Genomic DNA, 16,527 nt, shown 5'->3' with positions numbered 1-16,527 from the left:
ACTGCCAGTTCCAAATTTATACATTGCAATTGTTCAGAGTTTTAATTTTTAGCCACAGAAAAACACCCTTCGTATTGTCTATACAGAGGGTGCACTTCAAAAACTTCTATTAAGGAGTCCTTTTTTCCTTTTGAAGAAAAGCATCAAACTATCTCATATAACGTTATAACGGTTAAATTCCTTGATCCATTTGATACAGTTCTTTGAAATGTTCATTAGTCTGATAAAGCTCTTTCGGTGAACCTTGCATTTCAATTTGGTCACTATTCATAAAAATGACGTGATCTACATGTTTAATACCTTGTAAATGATGGGTTACCCAGATGATTGTCTTATCTTGTAAAACGCTGAAGAAGGTCTCCAAAAGGTCGTTTTCAGTGATAGGGTCCAAACCAACTGTCGGCTCATCTAAGAGGACGATCGGAGCATCCTGTAAGAGAATTCTTGCTAAAGCGATTCTTTCTTGTTCACCACCGGAGAAACGTGAACCGTTCTCGCCGACAATCGTATTATATTTATCTGGTAGTGACTCGACTAGATCTTTTAGACCAACTCTTTCAATAGCCTTCTTGACCTCAGCATCAGAACGGCTTTCATTACCTAGTCGAACATTATTCATCAATGTGGTATTGAAAAGAAATGGTTTTTGATTTAGGACGGAAAAGAGTTGTTCACGGCTAGCTTGAACTTGGGAGATGTCGAAATCATTTATCCGAATTTGTCCTTGTTGCGGTGATAAATCGCCTAAGATCAATTGCAGGATAGTAGTTTTACCAATCCCACTAGGACCTAAGAGCGCCAATTTTTCACCTTTTTTAATCTTCTGTGAGAAGTTTTTGATGAGGATTGGAGAATCAGCATCGTATTCAAAAGTGATATTATCCAGTGTTAAGGAAGTGAAGTCTTTGGGATTAAGAGAGACTTGTTTAGGTAAGGAATTTTTTACTGGTTTGATCGTATTCAAACGTAGGATCGAATCTTTATATGTAGGCCATTCCTCGAAACCTTGGCTGACGGGAATAATAGTATCTGATAGTGGGAAGATAGCTAGAACAACTGCCGCTACGAAGTTAGCCTGTTCTTGATTATGGGTCATAGTTAAGTTAGTGAAAATCAAGAAACAAATCGCAATGGCAGCGAAAATAAGTTGTAAGAAGAAGTCACGGTTACGTCTAAACGACTTAGACTTGTTTTTTGAAGTATCTAAGTCTTGAATATTTTGACTAGCTAAGTTCTTAAAATCATTCTTACGTCCTGAAATAACCCAATCGTCAACGCCTAAAACATTATCGGTCAATTGAACGTAGAGTTTACTTTTGACCTCTTTTTGATATGTGCGCCGGGCACTTTCAATCGAGACAGAAGCTAACGGTACTAAAAAGACTTCGATGAATAGTAATAAGAAGACAAAGAATCCAAATGAGGGATTGAAGACGCCTAAAGCGATAGAACCGAGAATCGTAAGTAAATAAGAAATGACTGAAGGAAAAATAGTTCTTAAATATAAGTTTTGAAGATGGCTGATATCTTCGGATAGGAGTCCCATGATATCGCCTGTCTTATGATGTTCAGTAAAAAATGAAGCGTCGCTTTCCAGTGTTTTGTAGAGTCTCGTGCGCAAATCAGAAGTAACTCGCAAGACCCAATTGTGACTCTTTAAACGTTCGATATATTTGAAAACAGGTCGACCGATACCAAAGGCTCTAGTTAAAAGGATCGGTACATAGATCAGCAAGATGTTGACCGGATGAGTCGCCGCTTTGTCGATCGTATAGCCAGAGGTAAACATCAAGGCGGCAGCACAAAATGAAGTCAAAAAACCCAGAGTCAAAGCAGTGATCAACAAGCCTTTATATTGCTTGATATAAGGTTTGACCCAAGTATCGTGTTTGAAGGTTTTAAAGAAATTCATAGTTGATCACCTCGCATATTTTCAATTAGTTGAGAATAGGCACCGTTATGCTGTTTAAGTTGGTCAGGGGTACCTTGTTCAGCAATTTGACCATTGTCCATAACGATGACGTAGTCCATCTCTTTGATCCAATGCAAACGATGGGTGGCAAAGATGACCAAATGATTTTCGAATAATTTTTCCATTGGCTTCTTGAGGGCGTACTCGGTTTCGATATCTAGATGAGCCGTTGGTTCATCGAAAATTAGAACGTGACGGTCGTCGGCTAGAAAGGCTCTTGCCAACATAATACGCTGTTGTTGACCACCGGATATTCCCCGTCCTCCTTCACCAATCTTTGTTTGATAACCATCAGTGAGAGTGCTAATAAACTCCTCTAAGCCAGCTTTTTGTGCTGCTAGTTTAATCTCATCAAGCGAAGCTTTAGGACGGTAGAAAGCAATATTTTCAGCGATAGAGCCAGAGAACAAGTAAGGTGACTGCGGTAAGAAAGTCAATTGTTGTTGCCAAGGTGCTTGTTTGAAATTAGGGACAGTTTGCTGTTTAATTTCAATCTGGGCCTTGTCTGGTATCAAAAAGCCTCCAATCGTGCGAATCAGAGTAGTTTTACCAGAACCAGATTTGCCGATGACACCGATGCGCTGATAACCAGAGAGTTTCAATTGGTCAATATCAAGGCTGACAGTTTGATTAGAGCCCTTATAAGTGAACTCTAAATTTTGGACTGTGATAGAACTATCTTTGTTCCAGTCGAGTTTGGAGAGTGTTTCTGTGTCTGGAGCAGTAGGACGTTCTAGAATTTCAAAAATTGAATTTAGAGCATTTTTCCCATTTAGAGTAGCGTGGTAGTCATTGGAGAAATCACGCAAAGGTAAGAAGTATTCTGGGGCCAAAATCAGTGTTACTAGAGCGGGAAACAATGGAAAGCTATTGTTGATCAGCCCTAGGCCTAAGAAGACGGCTAAAATAGCGATGCCTAGCGTTGTTAACCAGTCGAGGGCAAATGTTGAAAGGATCGCAATGCGCAAAGTATTCATCGTTCGACGACGATACTCATCGCTAACTGTGTAAATGTTTTTAGCATAGCGCTTACTTAGACCCAGCATTTTTAGAGTTGGTAATCCTCGAAGTGCGTCTAAGAAGTGATTCGATAGGATCGTGTATTGAGCATATTGTGCATCAGCTTTCGACTGCGCTGCCAAGCCTAAGATGATCATAAAGAGGATAACTAAAGGCACGATAATAGTTAGGGTTATTCCTGAGGCGATGTTTTGTGTATAGATATAAATCAGTAGGACTGGAGGAATAATCATCATGTTCATCATTTTGGTGAAGATCAATTTAAAGTAGTTCTCAACTAGATCGATTCCGTCCAAAGAAGACGTCACTAAATTACCAGTACCTTCTTCAGAGATCATTTCAGGACCAGCATCATAAACTTTTTCAAGTAGTTTTGCCCGAATCGTTTCTGAAGTTCTACCGGCATAACTTTCGACGATCTTAGTATTGATCAAGTTAAAGAGATGTCGCAGAATGAAGGCCACTGCAAAGAGGATCATCGGGTAAATGATCGTGTGTAAGGACTTTTGATTCCACGAATTTACTAATGCTTCTGCTAAATACTTACCTTGGAATAAAACAACAAATGCTTGCAAGAGAGTTAATCCTGCAAGCATTAGAAGTAGTTTTTTTGTTCCTGGTAAGCGAAATAAACGCTTATCAATCATTAATATTTCACCGTATTCTCTCTTGGATTTATTCTCTTTGTAAATAGAGAGTATGACCAAATGAAGTAAATGGCCACGATTGGGACTAATATACATGCGACAATTGTCATGATCGTCAAAGTATATTGCGAATTAGCAGCATTTTTAATCAAAATACTGTGGGCAGGGTTTGTAGCAATCATAACTCTTGGGAATAGACCATTGAATAAGAGAACAATGACCATACTGAGTGATAAACCACTACCAACGAAGCTCCAACCTTCTCTATTCTTTAGAACTCCATAGTAGCCCAATAGTGAGAATAAAACAATTAAAGCTGTGATGATTAAAGATGATGCAAATCTCTTAGTAAAGAAGTCAGTTTGCAAAAAGACTAGAACTGCAAAGACTACTTCACCTAAGAAAAGAATTGGATAAAGGATTTTATTCAATTTACGAGCACGGTCGCGCAGTGGACCTTCAACTCTGAGTCTGATGAAGTTTAAGCCGTGTACCAATGAAAGAAGTACGCCAGCAACGCCACCAACGATCGATAGTAAGTTAACAACATCGAAGAACTTAGGGAAGGCATCACCATTAGCATTCATAGGAATACCTTGAACCATACTTAAGAGGATCATGCATAGGAAGAATGGTGGGATGATGCTTCCGGCAAAGAAAGCCCACATCCAAAGATTCTTACCAGATTTTGTTTCTGCATGTTTATGAAATTCAAATGAAACACCACGTAAAATTAAACCAACTAAGACGAGCAAGAAAAGAATGTAATAAGCTGAGAACAATGATGCATACCACATTGGTAACGATGCAAACATTGCACCACCAGCTGTAACTAACCAAGTTTCATTACCGTCCCAATGAGGTCCGATAGTCGACATGATAGCATCTCTTTCTTCTTCATCTTTAGCTAGGAAGCGAGTCGACATGCCGACTCCGAAATCAAATCCTTCCAAGAAAAGGAAGATAGCAAATAGAAGTCCGATTACGATGAACCAAAGTGTACTGAGTGTCATTTTCCAAAGGCCTCCTTTGCAAATGGATCGACGTTTTGCTTGGAGTCAGCCTCTTCATAATAAGGTCCGTGATGAAGAGTTTGTCTGCTGTACCAAACCATAACGCCACCAAGTAAGGTAAAGAGCAATAAGTATACGATATTACTGAATAACAGACTTGCTACAGTTGAAGTTGGAGAAACCGCTTGGGCAATTGTGAATAGTCCGTAAACGATCCATGGGTAACGGCCAAATTCAGTAATGAACCAACCAGCAGAATTACCAATAAATGGAACCCAAATACAAATTCCTAGAACAAGTAGCATCCATCTGTGATTTTCAATCGTATCTTTCTTCTTACGTGAGAAGATCAATCCGACAATTGATACCAACAAGATTAAAGCATCAATACCAGTCATCACTCTGAAACTCCAAAATAGGGTCTTAGGTGGGACGTAGTAATTCATATCTTTGCCGAATTTCTTATCGTATTTAGCATGAAGTTCTTTGTTAATGGTATTCATACCTTTAACAGAACCACTGAGCTTGTGATATGCCAAGATACTTAAGACTCCAGGTACTTCTAGTTGGCCACTAGCTTTATGATCTTTAGCATCGATCAATTCAACTACTGTCCAAGGAGCGGGATCTTTAGTATCTTCATAGATACCTTCAGTAGCAGCAAATTTCATCGGTTGATCCTTGATGATCTGTTGTGTCTGAAAATCTCCGGCAACAGCGGAACAAATAGCAAAGATCAAACTAGCCCAAAGGCCAAAACGTAATGATTTCTTGAAAAATAGATTTTCATTTTTCTTCTTACGAAGTAAACCGTAAGCACTCATTCCCGTTATAACGACCGCAGCAGTCATAAAGGCAGCCAAGATAACGTGTGGAAAGACTCTCCACAATTGAGGATTAGCAACAACGGATCCGAAGTCAGTCAATTGAATACGACCAGTTGTATTGTTGATTTTAAAGCCAGTAGGATGTTGCATAAAACTGTTAGCAGCCAGGATCCAAATTGCTGATAACATAGTACCAATTGAAGTCATCCAAATCATAAAGGCGTGAACACCTGGTTTGAAACGATCCCAAGTGAACATCCAAATACCAATAAAGACAGATTCAATGAAGAATGCAAGTAAGGCTTCAATAGCTAGTGGAGCACCGAATACGTCACCCATAAAACGTGAATATTCGGACCAATTCATACCGAATTGGAATTCTTGAATAATACCAGTAACGATACCAACAGCAAAACTTAGTAGGAAAATTTTCCCCCAGAATTTTGCCATATCTAAGTAAACTTTGTCTTTCTTAACGGCATAGATTGTTTCCATGATAGCAACGAGAAAACCCATTCCGATTGAAAATGGAACAAAGAAGAAGTGGAAGACGGTTGTCATTGCAAATTGAAAACGTGCCAAAGAGACAATGCTTAAACCAACACCTAGCATGGTAATAACCTCCTTAAAACATTAATTTAAACCCATATATACAGATTTATCATATGATTAATTAACTTATTTCGCAACATATTATGCTTGTGAAAATTTTTTAGTAAACAGGAATGTTTTTGAGACCATTTAATCATAAAAATAAATCAGCATTTAACTTCACACTTACAATATAGTCGATTTAAAAAGTTGTGCTTATCAATATTAATAAGAATATTTTACGACAATGTAATCGTATTCAATTAGTGGAAAAATTATTTTATTACGAGGAAAAAAGGGCATACCAGAGAATGGAAATTTCTGGTATGCCCTTTTGGTTATCTAAACGATTTAAAAGTTTACTTTTCTTTAGTGACGACCACGACTTCTTGTCCGACTCAATCCATTTTGGTTTGGTTGTTGATTAGGATTTTGTGGTTGATTGAAGTTTTGATTGTTTTGGTTGAAATTAGGATTATATTGATTTTGATTATTGCCGTTGAATTGATTATTCGCTTGAGGACGAGGGAAGTTATTGTTGTTTTGTCCTCGATTTTGATTCATCGGTTGTTGCATATTTGGATATTGATTCTGATTGTTGTAGCCATTGTAATTTTGGTTATTGAAATTACGATTCATTTGACCGTTATTTGGCATTGGCTGATTGCGGTTATTATTATTGTTGAAATTACCGTTTTGGTTCATTGGTTGACGATTATTGTTGAGCGGTTGATTAAAGTTATTTGGCTGACCAAATTGATTGTACTGATTATTTTGGAATTGATTAGGATTTTGACCTTGGTTAGGATTAAATCCTTGGTTACCATTTTGGTAAGGATTTGGATTGCCATAATTTTGTTGATTAAAGTTATTTGGTTGATTGAATTGAGCTTGTTGGTTGAATCCTTGATTATTTGCCGGATTAGCAAATTGATCTTCTTGAGTTGGTGTTTGATCTTCATCACTGACAGGGTTGATAATCATGTCGATGATTACGATAACTAAGTCGATTGCCCCAATAACTATACCGACCCAAGCCCAAATAGTTAAAAATCCCGCACCAGGCAGGTTGGCATTGAAAATTCCCATCAAACCACCGAGGATGAGAATGATGAAACTAACAATATCAGGGACGATGCTGTAAGTACGATTGGTTAAAATATAAATTGCTGCAGCGATGATGTAAGTGATTGCCATCAAGATTCCCGCAGCACCACCAATAGCACCGGTACCAACTAAGGCCGCAATAAAGCCCTCAAAACCTGATTTAATCATTAAAACAATTGATAGTATAAGTAATAAAATTCCGGCAGAAATTTTTGTTATTCTTACCATAATTAACCTCCAGTTTTACTAACCAATACTATTGTATATCATCCTTTATAAAATGGTTAATAGGACCATATTTATGTCCTACCGCAATTTCATTTTTAATAGCATTGTAAGTAAATGTCTTTGCAATTTTAATAGCCTCAGCCATACTTTTACCCTTAGCCACTTCAGCAACGATACATGATGAGAGTGTGTCACCAGTTCCGTTGATGTGATCAGTCTTGATATAAGGCTTCGAGATCCAGAATGATTGGCCATCTTCTAAGAGAACGTAGTCTTCAACGTTACTAATTGAATCGTCACTATGTTCACCCTTTATCATAATATTTTTTGGACCTAAATTGCGTAATTTATTTGCAGCCTTAACAATTTCTTCTTTATTTTTTAATTCAAGTCCTGATAATTTTTGAGCTTCATAAAAATTAGGAGTAATCAAATCAGCTAATGGGAACAACTTATCAAGCAAAGTTTGGTAGGCTTCCTTCTCAAGCAACATAGCTCCATGCTTTGTAATGATAACTGGGTCGAGAATAAATTTTCCAAAAGGCTTATCTTTTATTTCTTCAGCAACGGTATTAATGATACTGGAATCAGATAACATACCAGTTTTAAAAGCCGAAACTTTAAAGTCATCTTTAATATCTTTAAACTCACTTTTGATAAAACTGATTGGCATGTTAGTACTGTCATGGATCCCGTATGAGTTACCAGCAACAGCGGCGGTCAAAATTGACATTCCATATACGCCACGAGCCATGAAAGTCTTTAGATCGGCTTGTGCACCAGCACTTCCATCCGAATCAGAACCTGCAATTGTTAATACTTGAGTAAATTCGTTCAAAATAGTCACCCACTTAATTAATTATTAATTCCTATCTTAACAGGGATTATGAAAAAAGTGGTTAATTTTTGCAAGCTTTACTTGACCTTGACGCGACGTTAACCTTTAAAATGCACTTTGTTAGGAGAGATATTTATGAATTATACAATTAAAAAATTGGCTAGTTTAGCTGGTATTAGTACACGGACATTACGATATTACGATCAGATCGGCTTGTTGAAACCACAAAAAGTGAATGAAAATAATTATCGTATTTATGATGAAAAAAATGTAAATAAATTACAGCAGATCATGTTTTATCGTGCTTTAGGAATGCCCCTAAAAACCATCAAGCAAATTATGGAAGATCCGGATTTTTCACAATTAACGGCATTGAAAAAGCAACGAGAAATGCTACAGGCTAAACAAACTGAAATCAATAATCTCCTGACAAATATTGATCAAACAATCCAAAATTATCAAGGAGGACCAAAGATGACTGATGAAGAGAAATTTCAGGCCTTTAAAACTCAACAATTGGCCGATAACGAGGCCAAGTATGGTTCAGAAATTAGAGCTAAATATGGAGAAGCAGTCGTGAAACAAAGCAATCAAAAATTTACGGAGATGACTCCAGATGATTTTCAAAAGATGCAACAAACTGAAGCCAAGTTGATCAGTGACTTAATTGAATTGAAGAAGCACCCTAATTTAGATTCAAATCTAGCGAAAGAAGTTTATCAGCTTCATAAACGTTGGCTGGAATTCTCCTGGACCAAATATACGGTCAGTGCACATCGAGGATTAGTTGATATGTATTTAGCTGATAAACGGTTCAGTGATTATTACGATGATAAAGCTCAGACCCCAGTTGCTAAATTATTAAGAGATGTGGTATACCAGTACACAAAATAATTACTGGAGTGATTTTAATGGAGCAGTGGCAAGTTTTAGAAAATGTATCGTTAAGATTAGTTGAACCAGACGATGCGAAAAGTTTGTATTCACAAATAGAAAAGACCCGTCCACAATTGGCTGAGTTTCTGCCATGGGGCGAGGCGATGAAGTCAGTTGGTGATGAAGAAAAATTTCTAATCTATTCTCAAGAGCGGATGAATGAAAAGAAATTTTGGAATGCTAGTATCTTAATTGGTGGCAAAGCTGTCGGAATGATTGACTTGCATAATATAGATTTCGATAATCAGCGAGCAGAAGTCGGCTATTGGTTGGGTAAAGACTATCAAGGTAACGGCGTTATGACGGCGTGCTTAAAGAAGTTGTTAGAGATTGGCTTTTTAGAACTGAAATTGCATAAAATTAAACTGTTGGCTGAGGTTGAAAATACAGCTAGCAATGCAGTTGCCAAGAAGGTTGGTTTTAACTTGGAAGGTTTACTGAAAGATGAAATATTTTCCAATGGCAAATTTCATGATGCAAATCTTTATGCCATCGTGCATTAAAAGTGCTTAGTTCAAAAACCGCACTTAATTCTGAAATAATTAAAAATCCCAGTGGATCAGCTACCGTTAAAGGTCGATCCACTGGGATTTTTTTATCGAAGCAACTACGGGATTTTAGTTAATATTTGAAATAGATTTCTTTTCGACTAAGTCACGATAAAAATTAGCTAACGTGATTTTGTAGTATGGTAAGATCCAAATATAACCGATTCCAAAAGTGATGGCACCAACTATAAGCCAACCTAGAAAACTTAATTGGAGGACGAAGAAGCGCCATTTGTTACCAATCATTAGTTCCTGACTCTTATTGATGTAGTCGGTTAGAGAATAATTATCTGCCAAGCCGCGATCATTGAAGTCTTTGTAAACAAAGTAAGTCTGTGAGTAAGCTAAGCCTTTAACGATTCCCGGTATAATAAGTAATAAACTCCAGAGGAAAGTAAAAATACTGATCAATATGTAGAGTAATGTTAATTTCCACCAGTCAGGATTTCTGAAATAAGTGAAATTACTTTTCAGAGGATCAAATGTAAGTTGTGGATCTTCTAGCCAATCTAACGATCTGAAATTAGCTGAAAGGTTAATTATTAAGAATACTAATGTCACGATGAAGCCGATGATACCTGGCTTTATGACCGAGTCTGTAACAGTTTCAAAGAAATAATTACTACCGTTGAAAAAGTTAGTCCGTACTTGGGAACGGGAAGAGTACATGTTTCCTAAGTAGATGATCAGTGGGATCAAATAAAGCAGGATAGCCTGTTTCCAATGGCCTTTTAGCAGATTTTTGACTTCAAATTTCAATTCAGCTCTAGTTTTATATGTTTTCATGACAACCTCCTCTTTGATATTTTACATTTAGGATACCGTAATGAATTTAAGATAGATATAGATTTTTTTAAATTATAATTGAATTATTATATAATCTGATTAATAACCTGTATTAAAGGAGAGGATCTCATGATTGGATTTATTGGTGCCGGTAGTATTGGTGGAGCCGTTATAACGGGTCTAGTAAAGAATGGCTATAACGCTGACGAAATTATTGTTAAAGGTGGTCGTTCTAATCGAACAGAACTGTTGTATGACCAATTGGGCTTTCAAATGGTCAAGAAGGTCAAACAACTAGCAGATACGGATATTATCTTTATCGCAGTCGGTGCAGACGCTTTGGATAGTGTCTTAAGAGAACTAAAGGAAATTGCTGAAAATAAATTGGTGGTGGCCTTCACAGGCAGTGCGTCAGTAACTCATTTGAAACAAGTTTTAGGCGCAGTAAAAGTTGCCCATGCAATTCCTAATACTCCTGTGAAAGTAGGGGCTGGATTTACAGGAATTACTTATTCAGACGATTTTACTGACGACGACAAGAAGAAAGTTGCTTCGGTACTTGGTTATACGGGACAATTAGTTGAAGTTCCGGAAGATCAACTTGGTATTTTGGGCACAGTTGCTGGTTGTTCACCTGCATTTTTAGATGTCTTCATTGAAGCTTTGAGTGATGCGGGTGTAAAGCATGGCTTGAATCGAAAATTAGCCTATGAAGCTGCAATCGGTATGGCTATCGGTGCTAGTAAGTTAGCTAAACAATCCGATCTCAATGTCTCAGCTTTGAAGGATGAAGTTACTTCTCCAGGTGGTTCAACTATTCGTGGTGTCGCAGCACTCGAAGAATACGGCTTTAGAAACGCTGTAATCAAAGCAGTTGATGCGGCCGAAAATGAATAAAATGCTACAACCTTACATTGCATGATCAAAAAATAAATCAGCTCTGTCCCAAATTCCTTTTTCCGTTATAACTGCTATAAAAAATAGTCATAGTTAATTTGTGGTTATTTTTGTCCACGATTAGAAAATCGGTTAAAATTAAGGAAAATTCAAAAACGTGGGGTATGTGTATTTTGCAAAAGCGAAACGCTTATAAGACGGCAATTTTGGGCATTTTGATTGCCATAATTTTTGTCCAGTCAATGGTGCCATTTTTAGGTTTTATCCCAACCGGTTTCATCAACATAACTATCATTCATATTACAGTTATTGTAGCGGCAATCGTTTTAGGACCAAGGGATGGCGCAATCGTAGGATTGGTCTGGGGTATTGGAACGATGGTTCGTGCGTTCACCAGTCCCACTTCGATTATCGATACAACTGTTTTCACTAATCCAATCGTCGCGGTTTTACCCCGAATTATGGTGGGACTATTAGCGGGATTAATTTACTTGTGGTTTAAGAAGCATACGACCAAAAAGGTTTTGGGAATGGCAGTCGCCTCTGCCGTAGGTTCCTTGACGAATACCATCCTTGTTTTGGGACTGATGCGAGTAATGTATGCCAGTGCGATGGCCCAAGCTTATGCCACTCAAACAGATCTTTTGAATAAAGTTCTGCTCGTAATCGTTGGTACTAATGGAATACCAGAAATGGTCGTTGCTATTATTTTAGCTCCGGCAATTTCAACTGCTATTTTGAAATCTAACAAATTTTTAGACAATTAAGTAGATTTATAGCAAATAAAGTAAAAGTAACAGCATATTTTCAGAAAATTCGGTATTCTATTATGTAGGAGTGTGATTTCAATGCAAAAAACATTAGTCATCAATGCCGGAAGTTCTTCGTTAAAATGGCAGTTGTTTGAAATGCCTGCGGAGACTGTTTTGGCAAGCGGTTTAGTAGAACGGATCAGTATGCCAGGTTCAATTTTTACAATAAAGTATGGCGATCATCAAAAGTATCAAACGACGGTCGATAATTTAGGCCAAGAACAAGCGGCTCAGATGGTATTTGACGAGCTACAACGTTTAGAAATAATCCAAGATTTAGATGAGATCACAGCGGTGGCACATCGTGTGGTAGCTGGTGGACAAGTCTTCAAATCGGCGGTAGAAGTAACGCCAGAAGTTTTGAAACAAATAAAGGCTCTAAGTAATTTCGCTCCCTTGCACAATCCAATGGAGGCTAAGGGAATTGAGACGATGGCCAAGACTTTGCCAAACGTAAAGCAGTATGCCGTTTTTGACAGTCAGTTTTTCACTGATTTACCTGAAAAGAATGCTATCTACAGTTTGCCTTATGAAATTACGCAGAAATATCAGATTCGGCGCTATGGTGAGCATGGAATTTCTCATGGCTATCTCACAGGTAGAGCTTCTGAACTGTTGAAAAAAGATAAGAATCAATTGGATTTAGTAACTATGCATTTAGGTAGTGGAGCCTCACTCGCAGCGGTTAAGAATGGCAAGGCTTTTGATACTTCAATGGGCTTTACACCATTGACTGGCGTGACGATGGGAACACGGGCTGGAGATCTTGATCCAGCTTTAGTTCCATATTTAATGCAGGAATTAAAAGTAACTGATCCTAATGAAATTATGATGTTATTGAATCAAAAGTCAGGATTGTTAGGCGTTTCAGGGATTTCACCTGATATGCGTGAGATAAAAGCTCAAGAAAAAACGAATCCACAGGCCAGACTTGCAATCGAAATCTTTATCAACCGTATCGTTAAGTATGCTGGAAGCTATTTAACCGAATTGCATGGTGCTGATGCGTTAGTCTTTGCCGGTGGTATCGGTGAGCACAATTTAGAATTGCGTCAACAAATTATTGATGAATTATCAATCTTCAATATCAAGCTAGACCCTGAGCTAAATGAAGCTGGTAATGAAGGCTTGATTAGCGGTCCTGACTCAGCAATCAAAGTATTATTGATTCCGACTGATGAAGAATTAGCAATGGTTCGCCAAGTGGCAGCCTTACAATAATTAGATTAAAAGTTTATTTTTAAAAAATTTAATTTTAAATTTGGGTTTAAACACTACTGGATAATTTTGGTGGTGTTTTTTTTATAGATATTTTATGGGCCAAAACATAAATAGGAGTAAGCACATTTAAAATATTGTGAGAAATATATAGAGAAAAAAATCACAAAATAATAGACAAAATTAATATGAGGTTATATAGTAGTCACAGATGGTAGCTACTATCCTTGAGAGGTACAAAAATGGATCGAGAAATTAACTTACTAAATAATTTTGGAATAACAAATAACGAAGCCAAGGTCTATATAACACTGTTACAGATGGACGCATCGACAGGTTATAAGATTAGTAAATTATCAGGGATTCCACGTTCTAAAATTTATAACTTGTTATCTTCATTAGAGGATAAAGGTTTAGTTTTGAAATCTGCTGATGAAACACCACTCTATAAGTCTTTACCTGTGAAAGAATTAATTAGTAAATTGAAGAATGATAGTAAAGAACATATAGATGATATCGAGGTCTCATTAAAAGATTTAGGAACTGTCACAAAACCAGAGTCAATTTGGTTAATTGATTCATATGCGCAGGTGTTTGAAAAAGTTCTTTACCAAATAAACAATGCTGAGAAATCATTATTTGTCCAAATTTATTCAGAGGACTTATCTCCTGAGATTATCAGTGCATTGTCAAATGCGGAAAAGCGGTTACATAAATTTGTGGTTATATTGTTTAGTAATCACAATAGTTATTCATTACCATTTAATCGATTTTATAAGCATCTTTTTGAATCGGATAAAACTTTGGATTATGGCGGCAGGTGGATCAATATTGTAAGTGATGGAAATGAAGTTACTTACGGGAAACTACCTAATAAGGCAACTAATACAGGTGTAGTAACGACAAAAAATAGCTCAATGGTTTTTTTAGCTCAGGAATATGTATTACATGATGCTTATAATTTAAGAACGTTGTCACTTTTGGATGCAGAAGCTAAAAAAGTGTTTGGTAAAGATTTAGAAGGAGTTCGCAATATCTATTTTGATGAAAAATGAGGTAAAACAAGATGCTCTATTTTCTATTAGGTGCGATTATTGTAGTGAATTTTACATATATTTTTATGCTTGGTAAAGATTTATGGAAACATAAAAGTGAAGTTTTAGCCGAACCGGCCAATAATATTTGGACACCAATTTCACAGATATTTATTTATTTTCTTTCAACATTTGGAATTTCAGATTTTGCAATTTCCACTGCTCTATATCCTAAAGCAAAATGGGTTACAATGAAAAAATTGCCAGGAACCTTGAATACACAGTGTGTTATTCCAGTATTTGTTATGTCTTTAGCGTATATTACTAACATATCTGTTGGTATTAAGACATTACTAGTTTGTATTATCTGCCAAGTGATTGGTGCTTATATTGGACCTCGATTTGTTGTTAAGCTTTCTGAAAGAATTATTCGAAATTTTGTTATAGTGGGTCTACTGGTAGCCACTGCTTTAATTCTTGGTGGTAAGTTTGGTTTAATTCCTTCAAATGGAACTGCAACAGAGTTATATGGTTGGAAACTCATTGTGACAGGTGTTCTGATGTTTATTTTCGGAGCATTAAATAATATCGGTATTGGATCATATGCATTAACTATGGCAACTGTATATGCCATGGGGATGAATCCAGTTGCTGCCTTCCCAATAATGATGGGTGGTTGTACTTTCTCAGTATCTATTGGTAGTATGCAATTTATTAAATTAAATGACTATTCAAGAAAAATTACAATGTTTTCTGTTTTTGGTATTATTGGTGTTCTAATTGCCGTCTTTCTAGTTAAGAGTTTAAATACGGCTATTATTCAGTGGGTTGTTGTAGCCGTTTTATTATACTCAGCAATTTCACTTTATTTAGGGAACAAAAATGAGAAGGAAAATGTTGAGGAGGTAAAAGAATGATTTATTTATCAGCAGCAGATATTAAGAAAGTATTCACAATGAGAGACGCAATTGATGCAGATAAAGAAGCATTGAGTTTATATTCATTGGGAAAAGCAAATATTCCTTTGCGAACCAACATTGACATTGCTGAACATAGTGGTCAAAGTTTGTACATGCCTGGTTATGTTAGTGGTGATAAACCAGCTTTAGGTCAAAAAATTGTTTCTGTATATCCCGAAAATATTAGCAAGAAGTTACCAAGTGTTCCAGCAACTATGATTGTATTAGATGCAACAACTGGAATTGTAAATGCTGTTTTGGATGGAACATATTTAACTCAATTAAGAACAGGAGCGGTGCAAGGTCTTGCAACAGAGCTTCTTTCGAATGAGGATTCTAAAACTGCCTTGCTGATAGGTACAGGCGGTCAAGGAATGTCACAACTAGAGGCAATGTTAACTGTAAGAAATCTTACAAGGGTTTATGTTTTTGATATTGATAAGAAGCGATCGGAGTCTTTCTGTGATGAAGCAACAGAAAAGTTTTCAGGGAAATTTACAACAACATTTGAAAGCATTGTCGAAATAAACAGTGTTCTAAAAGAAGTCGATATTATTACTACTGTCACAACTTCTCGTAAGGCAACATTTAACGGTGATATGATCAAAGATGGAGCTCATATTAATGGAGTAGGTGCTTATACCAAAGAAATGCATGAAATTCCAGAAGCTGCCTTAATAAGAGCTAAAGAAATCTTTGTGGATACAAATGATGGTGTATTGGCTGAAGCTGGTGATATTATTACGCCATTAAAAACTGGTGTAATTTCAAAAAATGATATTACTGGGGAACTTGGTCAACTTATAAATGGTGAGGTAACCGGACGTCAAAATAAGAAGGATATTACAATTTTTAAGACCGTTGGAACAGCAGCTCTGGACGTGGTTGTGGCAGATAGGATAGTTCGCTTAGCCTTACAAAAACAAATTGGAATACAGTTAAATTAGCGATTCATTTTTATTAAAATTGTGTTGTGTTATTAGATGTTATAAAATTTCACTTTTTAATTAATAAATGGAATATGGAAGTGTTTGATTTATTAGTTATTAAATTATAAAAGCCTCACTGTTCTGGTATATTCACCAGACTAGTGA

The 16,527-nt window shown here is 36.7% G+C and carries 15 protein-coding genes; 8 read left to right on the top strand and 7 right to left on the bottom strand.

Going from position 1 to position 16,527, the window contains the following annotated elements; genetic code table 11:
• Nucleotides 1-172 precede the first annotated feature (172 nt).
• From cydC to thiD, 6 genes are all read right to left on the bottom strand, one after another.
• A complete protein-coding gene (gene cydC / locus ACYT32_RS01740; protein WP_395266070.1) occupies nt 173-1,912 on the bottom strand; it encodes a thiol reductant ABC exporter subunit CydC in 1,740 nt (579 codons plus the stop codon).
• Nucleotides 1,909-3,639 (bottom strand): thiol reductant ABC exporter subunit CydD, encoded by a 1,731-nt coding sequence (gene cydD, locus ACYT32_RS01735; protein ID WP_395266071.1) that lies wholly within the window; start codon nt 3,637-3,639, stop codon nt 1,909-1,911. Before cydD ends, cydC begins: the two co-directional genes overlap by 4 nt.
• Nucleotides 3,639-4,652: a cytochrome d ubiquinol oxidase subunit II gene (cydB, locus tag ACYT32_RS01730; protein WP_395266072.1), complete on the bottom strand. Its 1,014-nt coding sequence runs from the start codon at nt 4,650-4,652 to the stop codon at nt 3,639-3,641. The genes cydD and cydB overlap by 1 nt, the downstream gene beginning before the upstream one ends.
• A complete protein-coding gene (locus ACYT32_RS01725) occupies nt 4,649-6,091 on the bottom strand; it encodes a cytochrome ubiquinol oxidase subunit I (protein WP_395266073.1) in 1,443 nt (480 codons plus the stop codon). The genes cydB and ACYT32_RS01725 overlap by 4 nt, the downstream gene beginning before the upstream one ends.
• 348 nt (nt 6,092-6,439) lie before the next feature.
• Nucleotides 6,440-7,405: a hypothetical protein gene (locus ACYT32_RS01720; RefSeq protein ID WP_395266074.1), complete on the bottom strand. Its 966-nt coding sequence runs from the start codon at nt 7,403-7,405 to the stop codon at nt 6,440-6,442.
• Nucleotides 7,406-7,433: 28 nt separating this feature from the next.
• A complete protein-coding gene (gene thiD, locus ACYT32_RS01715; protein ID WP_395266127.1) occupies nt 7,434-8,246 on the bottom strand; it encodes a bifunctional hydroxymethylpyrimidine kinase/phosphomethylpyrimidine kinase in 813 nt (270 codons plus the stop codon).
• Between the two features lie 132 nt (nt 8,247-8,378).
• Between thiD and ACYT32_RS01710 the strand changes: the two genes are divergently transcribed.
• On the top strand, nt 8,379-9,137 hold the full coding sequence (locus tag ACYT32_RS01710) for a MerR family transcriptional regulator (RefSeq protein ID WP_395266075.1): 759 nt from the start codon (nt 8,379-8,381) through the stop codon (nt 9,135-9,137).
• Between the two features lie 17 nt (nt 9,138-9,154).
• On the top strand, nt 9,155-9,682 hold the full coding sequence (locus ACYT32_RS01705) for a GNAT family N-acetyltransferase (protein ID WP_395266076.1): 528 nt from the start codon (nt 9,155-9,157) through the stop codon (nt 9,680-9,682).
• Nucleotides 9,683-9,796: 114 nt separating this feature from the next.
• Here ACYT32_RS01705 and ACYT32_RS01700 read toward each other — a convergent pair whose 3' ends face one another.
• Nucleotides 9,797-10,513, bottom strand: coding sequence for a DUF975 family protein (locus tag ACYT32_RS01700; protein ID WP_395266077.1), 717 nt, complete (start codon nt 10,511-10,513; stop codon nt 9,797-9,799).
• Nucleotides 10,514-10,642: 129 nt separating this feature from the next.
• Between ACYT32_RS01700 and proC the strand changes: the two genes are divergently transcribed.
• The 6 genes from proC (at nt 10,643) to ACYT32_RS01670 (ending at nt 16,380) form a co-directional block, all read left to right on the top strand.
• Nucleotides 10,643-11,410, top strand: coding sequence for a pyrroline-5-carboxylate reductase (gene proC / locus ACYT32_RS01695; protein WP_395266078.1), 768 nt, complete (start codon nt 10,643-10,645; stop codon nt 11,408-11,410).
• Nucleotides 11,411-11,574: 164 nt separating this feature from the next.
• Entirely contained in the window at nt 11,575-12,177 is a 603-nt protein-coding gene (locus tag ACYT32_RS01690) for an ECF transporter S component (protein ID WP_395266079.1), read from the top strand.
• Between the two features lie 81 nt (nt 12,178-12,258).
• Nucleotides 12,259-13,443 carry an acetate/propionate family kinase gene (locus ACYT32_RS01685; RefSeq protein ID WP_395266080.1) on the top strand — a complete coding sequence of 395 codons (1,185 nt, stop codon included), beginning with the start codon at nt 12,259-12,261 and terminating at the stop codon, nt 13,441-13,443.
• A gap of 239 nt (nt 13,444-13,682) precedes the next feature.
• Nucleotides 13,683-14,495 carry a TrmB family transcriptional regulator gene (locus tag ACYT32_RS01680; protein WP_395266081.1) on the top strand — a complete coding sequence of 271 codons (813 nt, stop codon included), beginning with the start codon at nt 13,683-13,685 and terminating at the stop codon, nt 14,493-14,495.
• Between the two features lie 11 nt (nt 14,496-14,506).
• Nucleotides 14,507-15,391 (top strand): sulfite exporter TauE/SafE family protein, encoded by an 885-nt coding sequence (locus tag ACYT32_RS01675; RefSeq protein WP_395266082.1) that lies wholly within the window; start codon nt 14,507-14,509, stop codon nt 15,389-15,391.
• Nucleotides 15,388-16,380: an ornithine cyclodeaminase family protein gene (locus tag ACYT32_RS01670; RefSeq protein WP_395266083.1), complete on the top strand. Its 993-nt coding sequence runs from the start codon at nt 15,388-15,390 to the stop codon at nt 16,378-16,380. Before ACYT32_RS01675 ends, ACYT32_RS01670 begins: the two co-directional genes overlap by 4 nt.
• The last annotated feature ends 147 nt before the right edge of the window (nt 16,381-16,527 follow it).

Source organism: Companilactobacillus sp. FL22-3 (assembly GCF_054881455.1).
The sequence above is the reverse complement of the archived record's forward strand: the minus strand, read 5'-3'. Positions and strand labels throughout refer to the sequence as shown.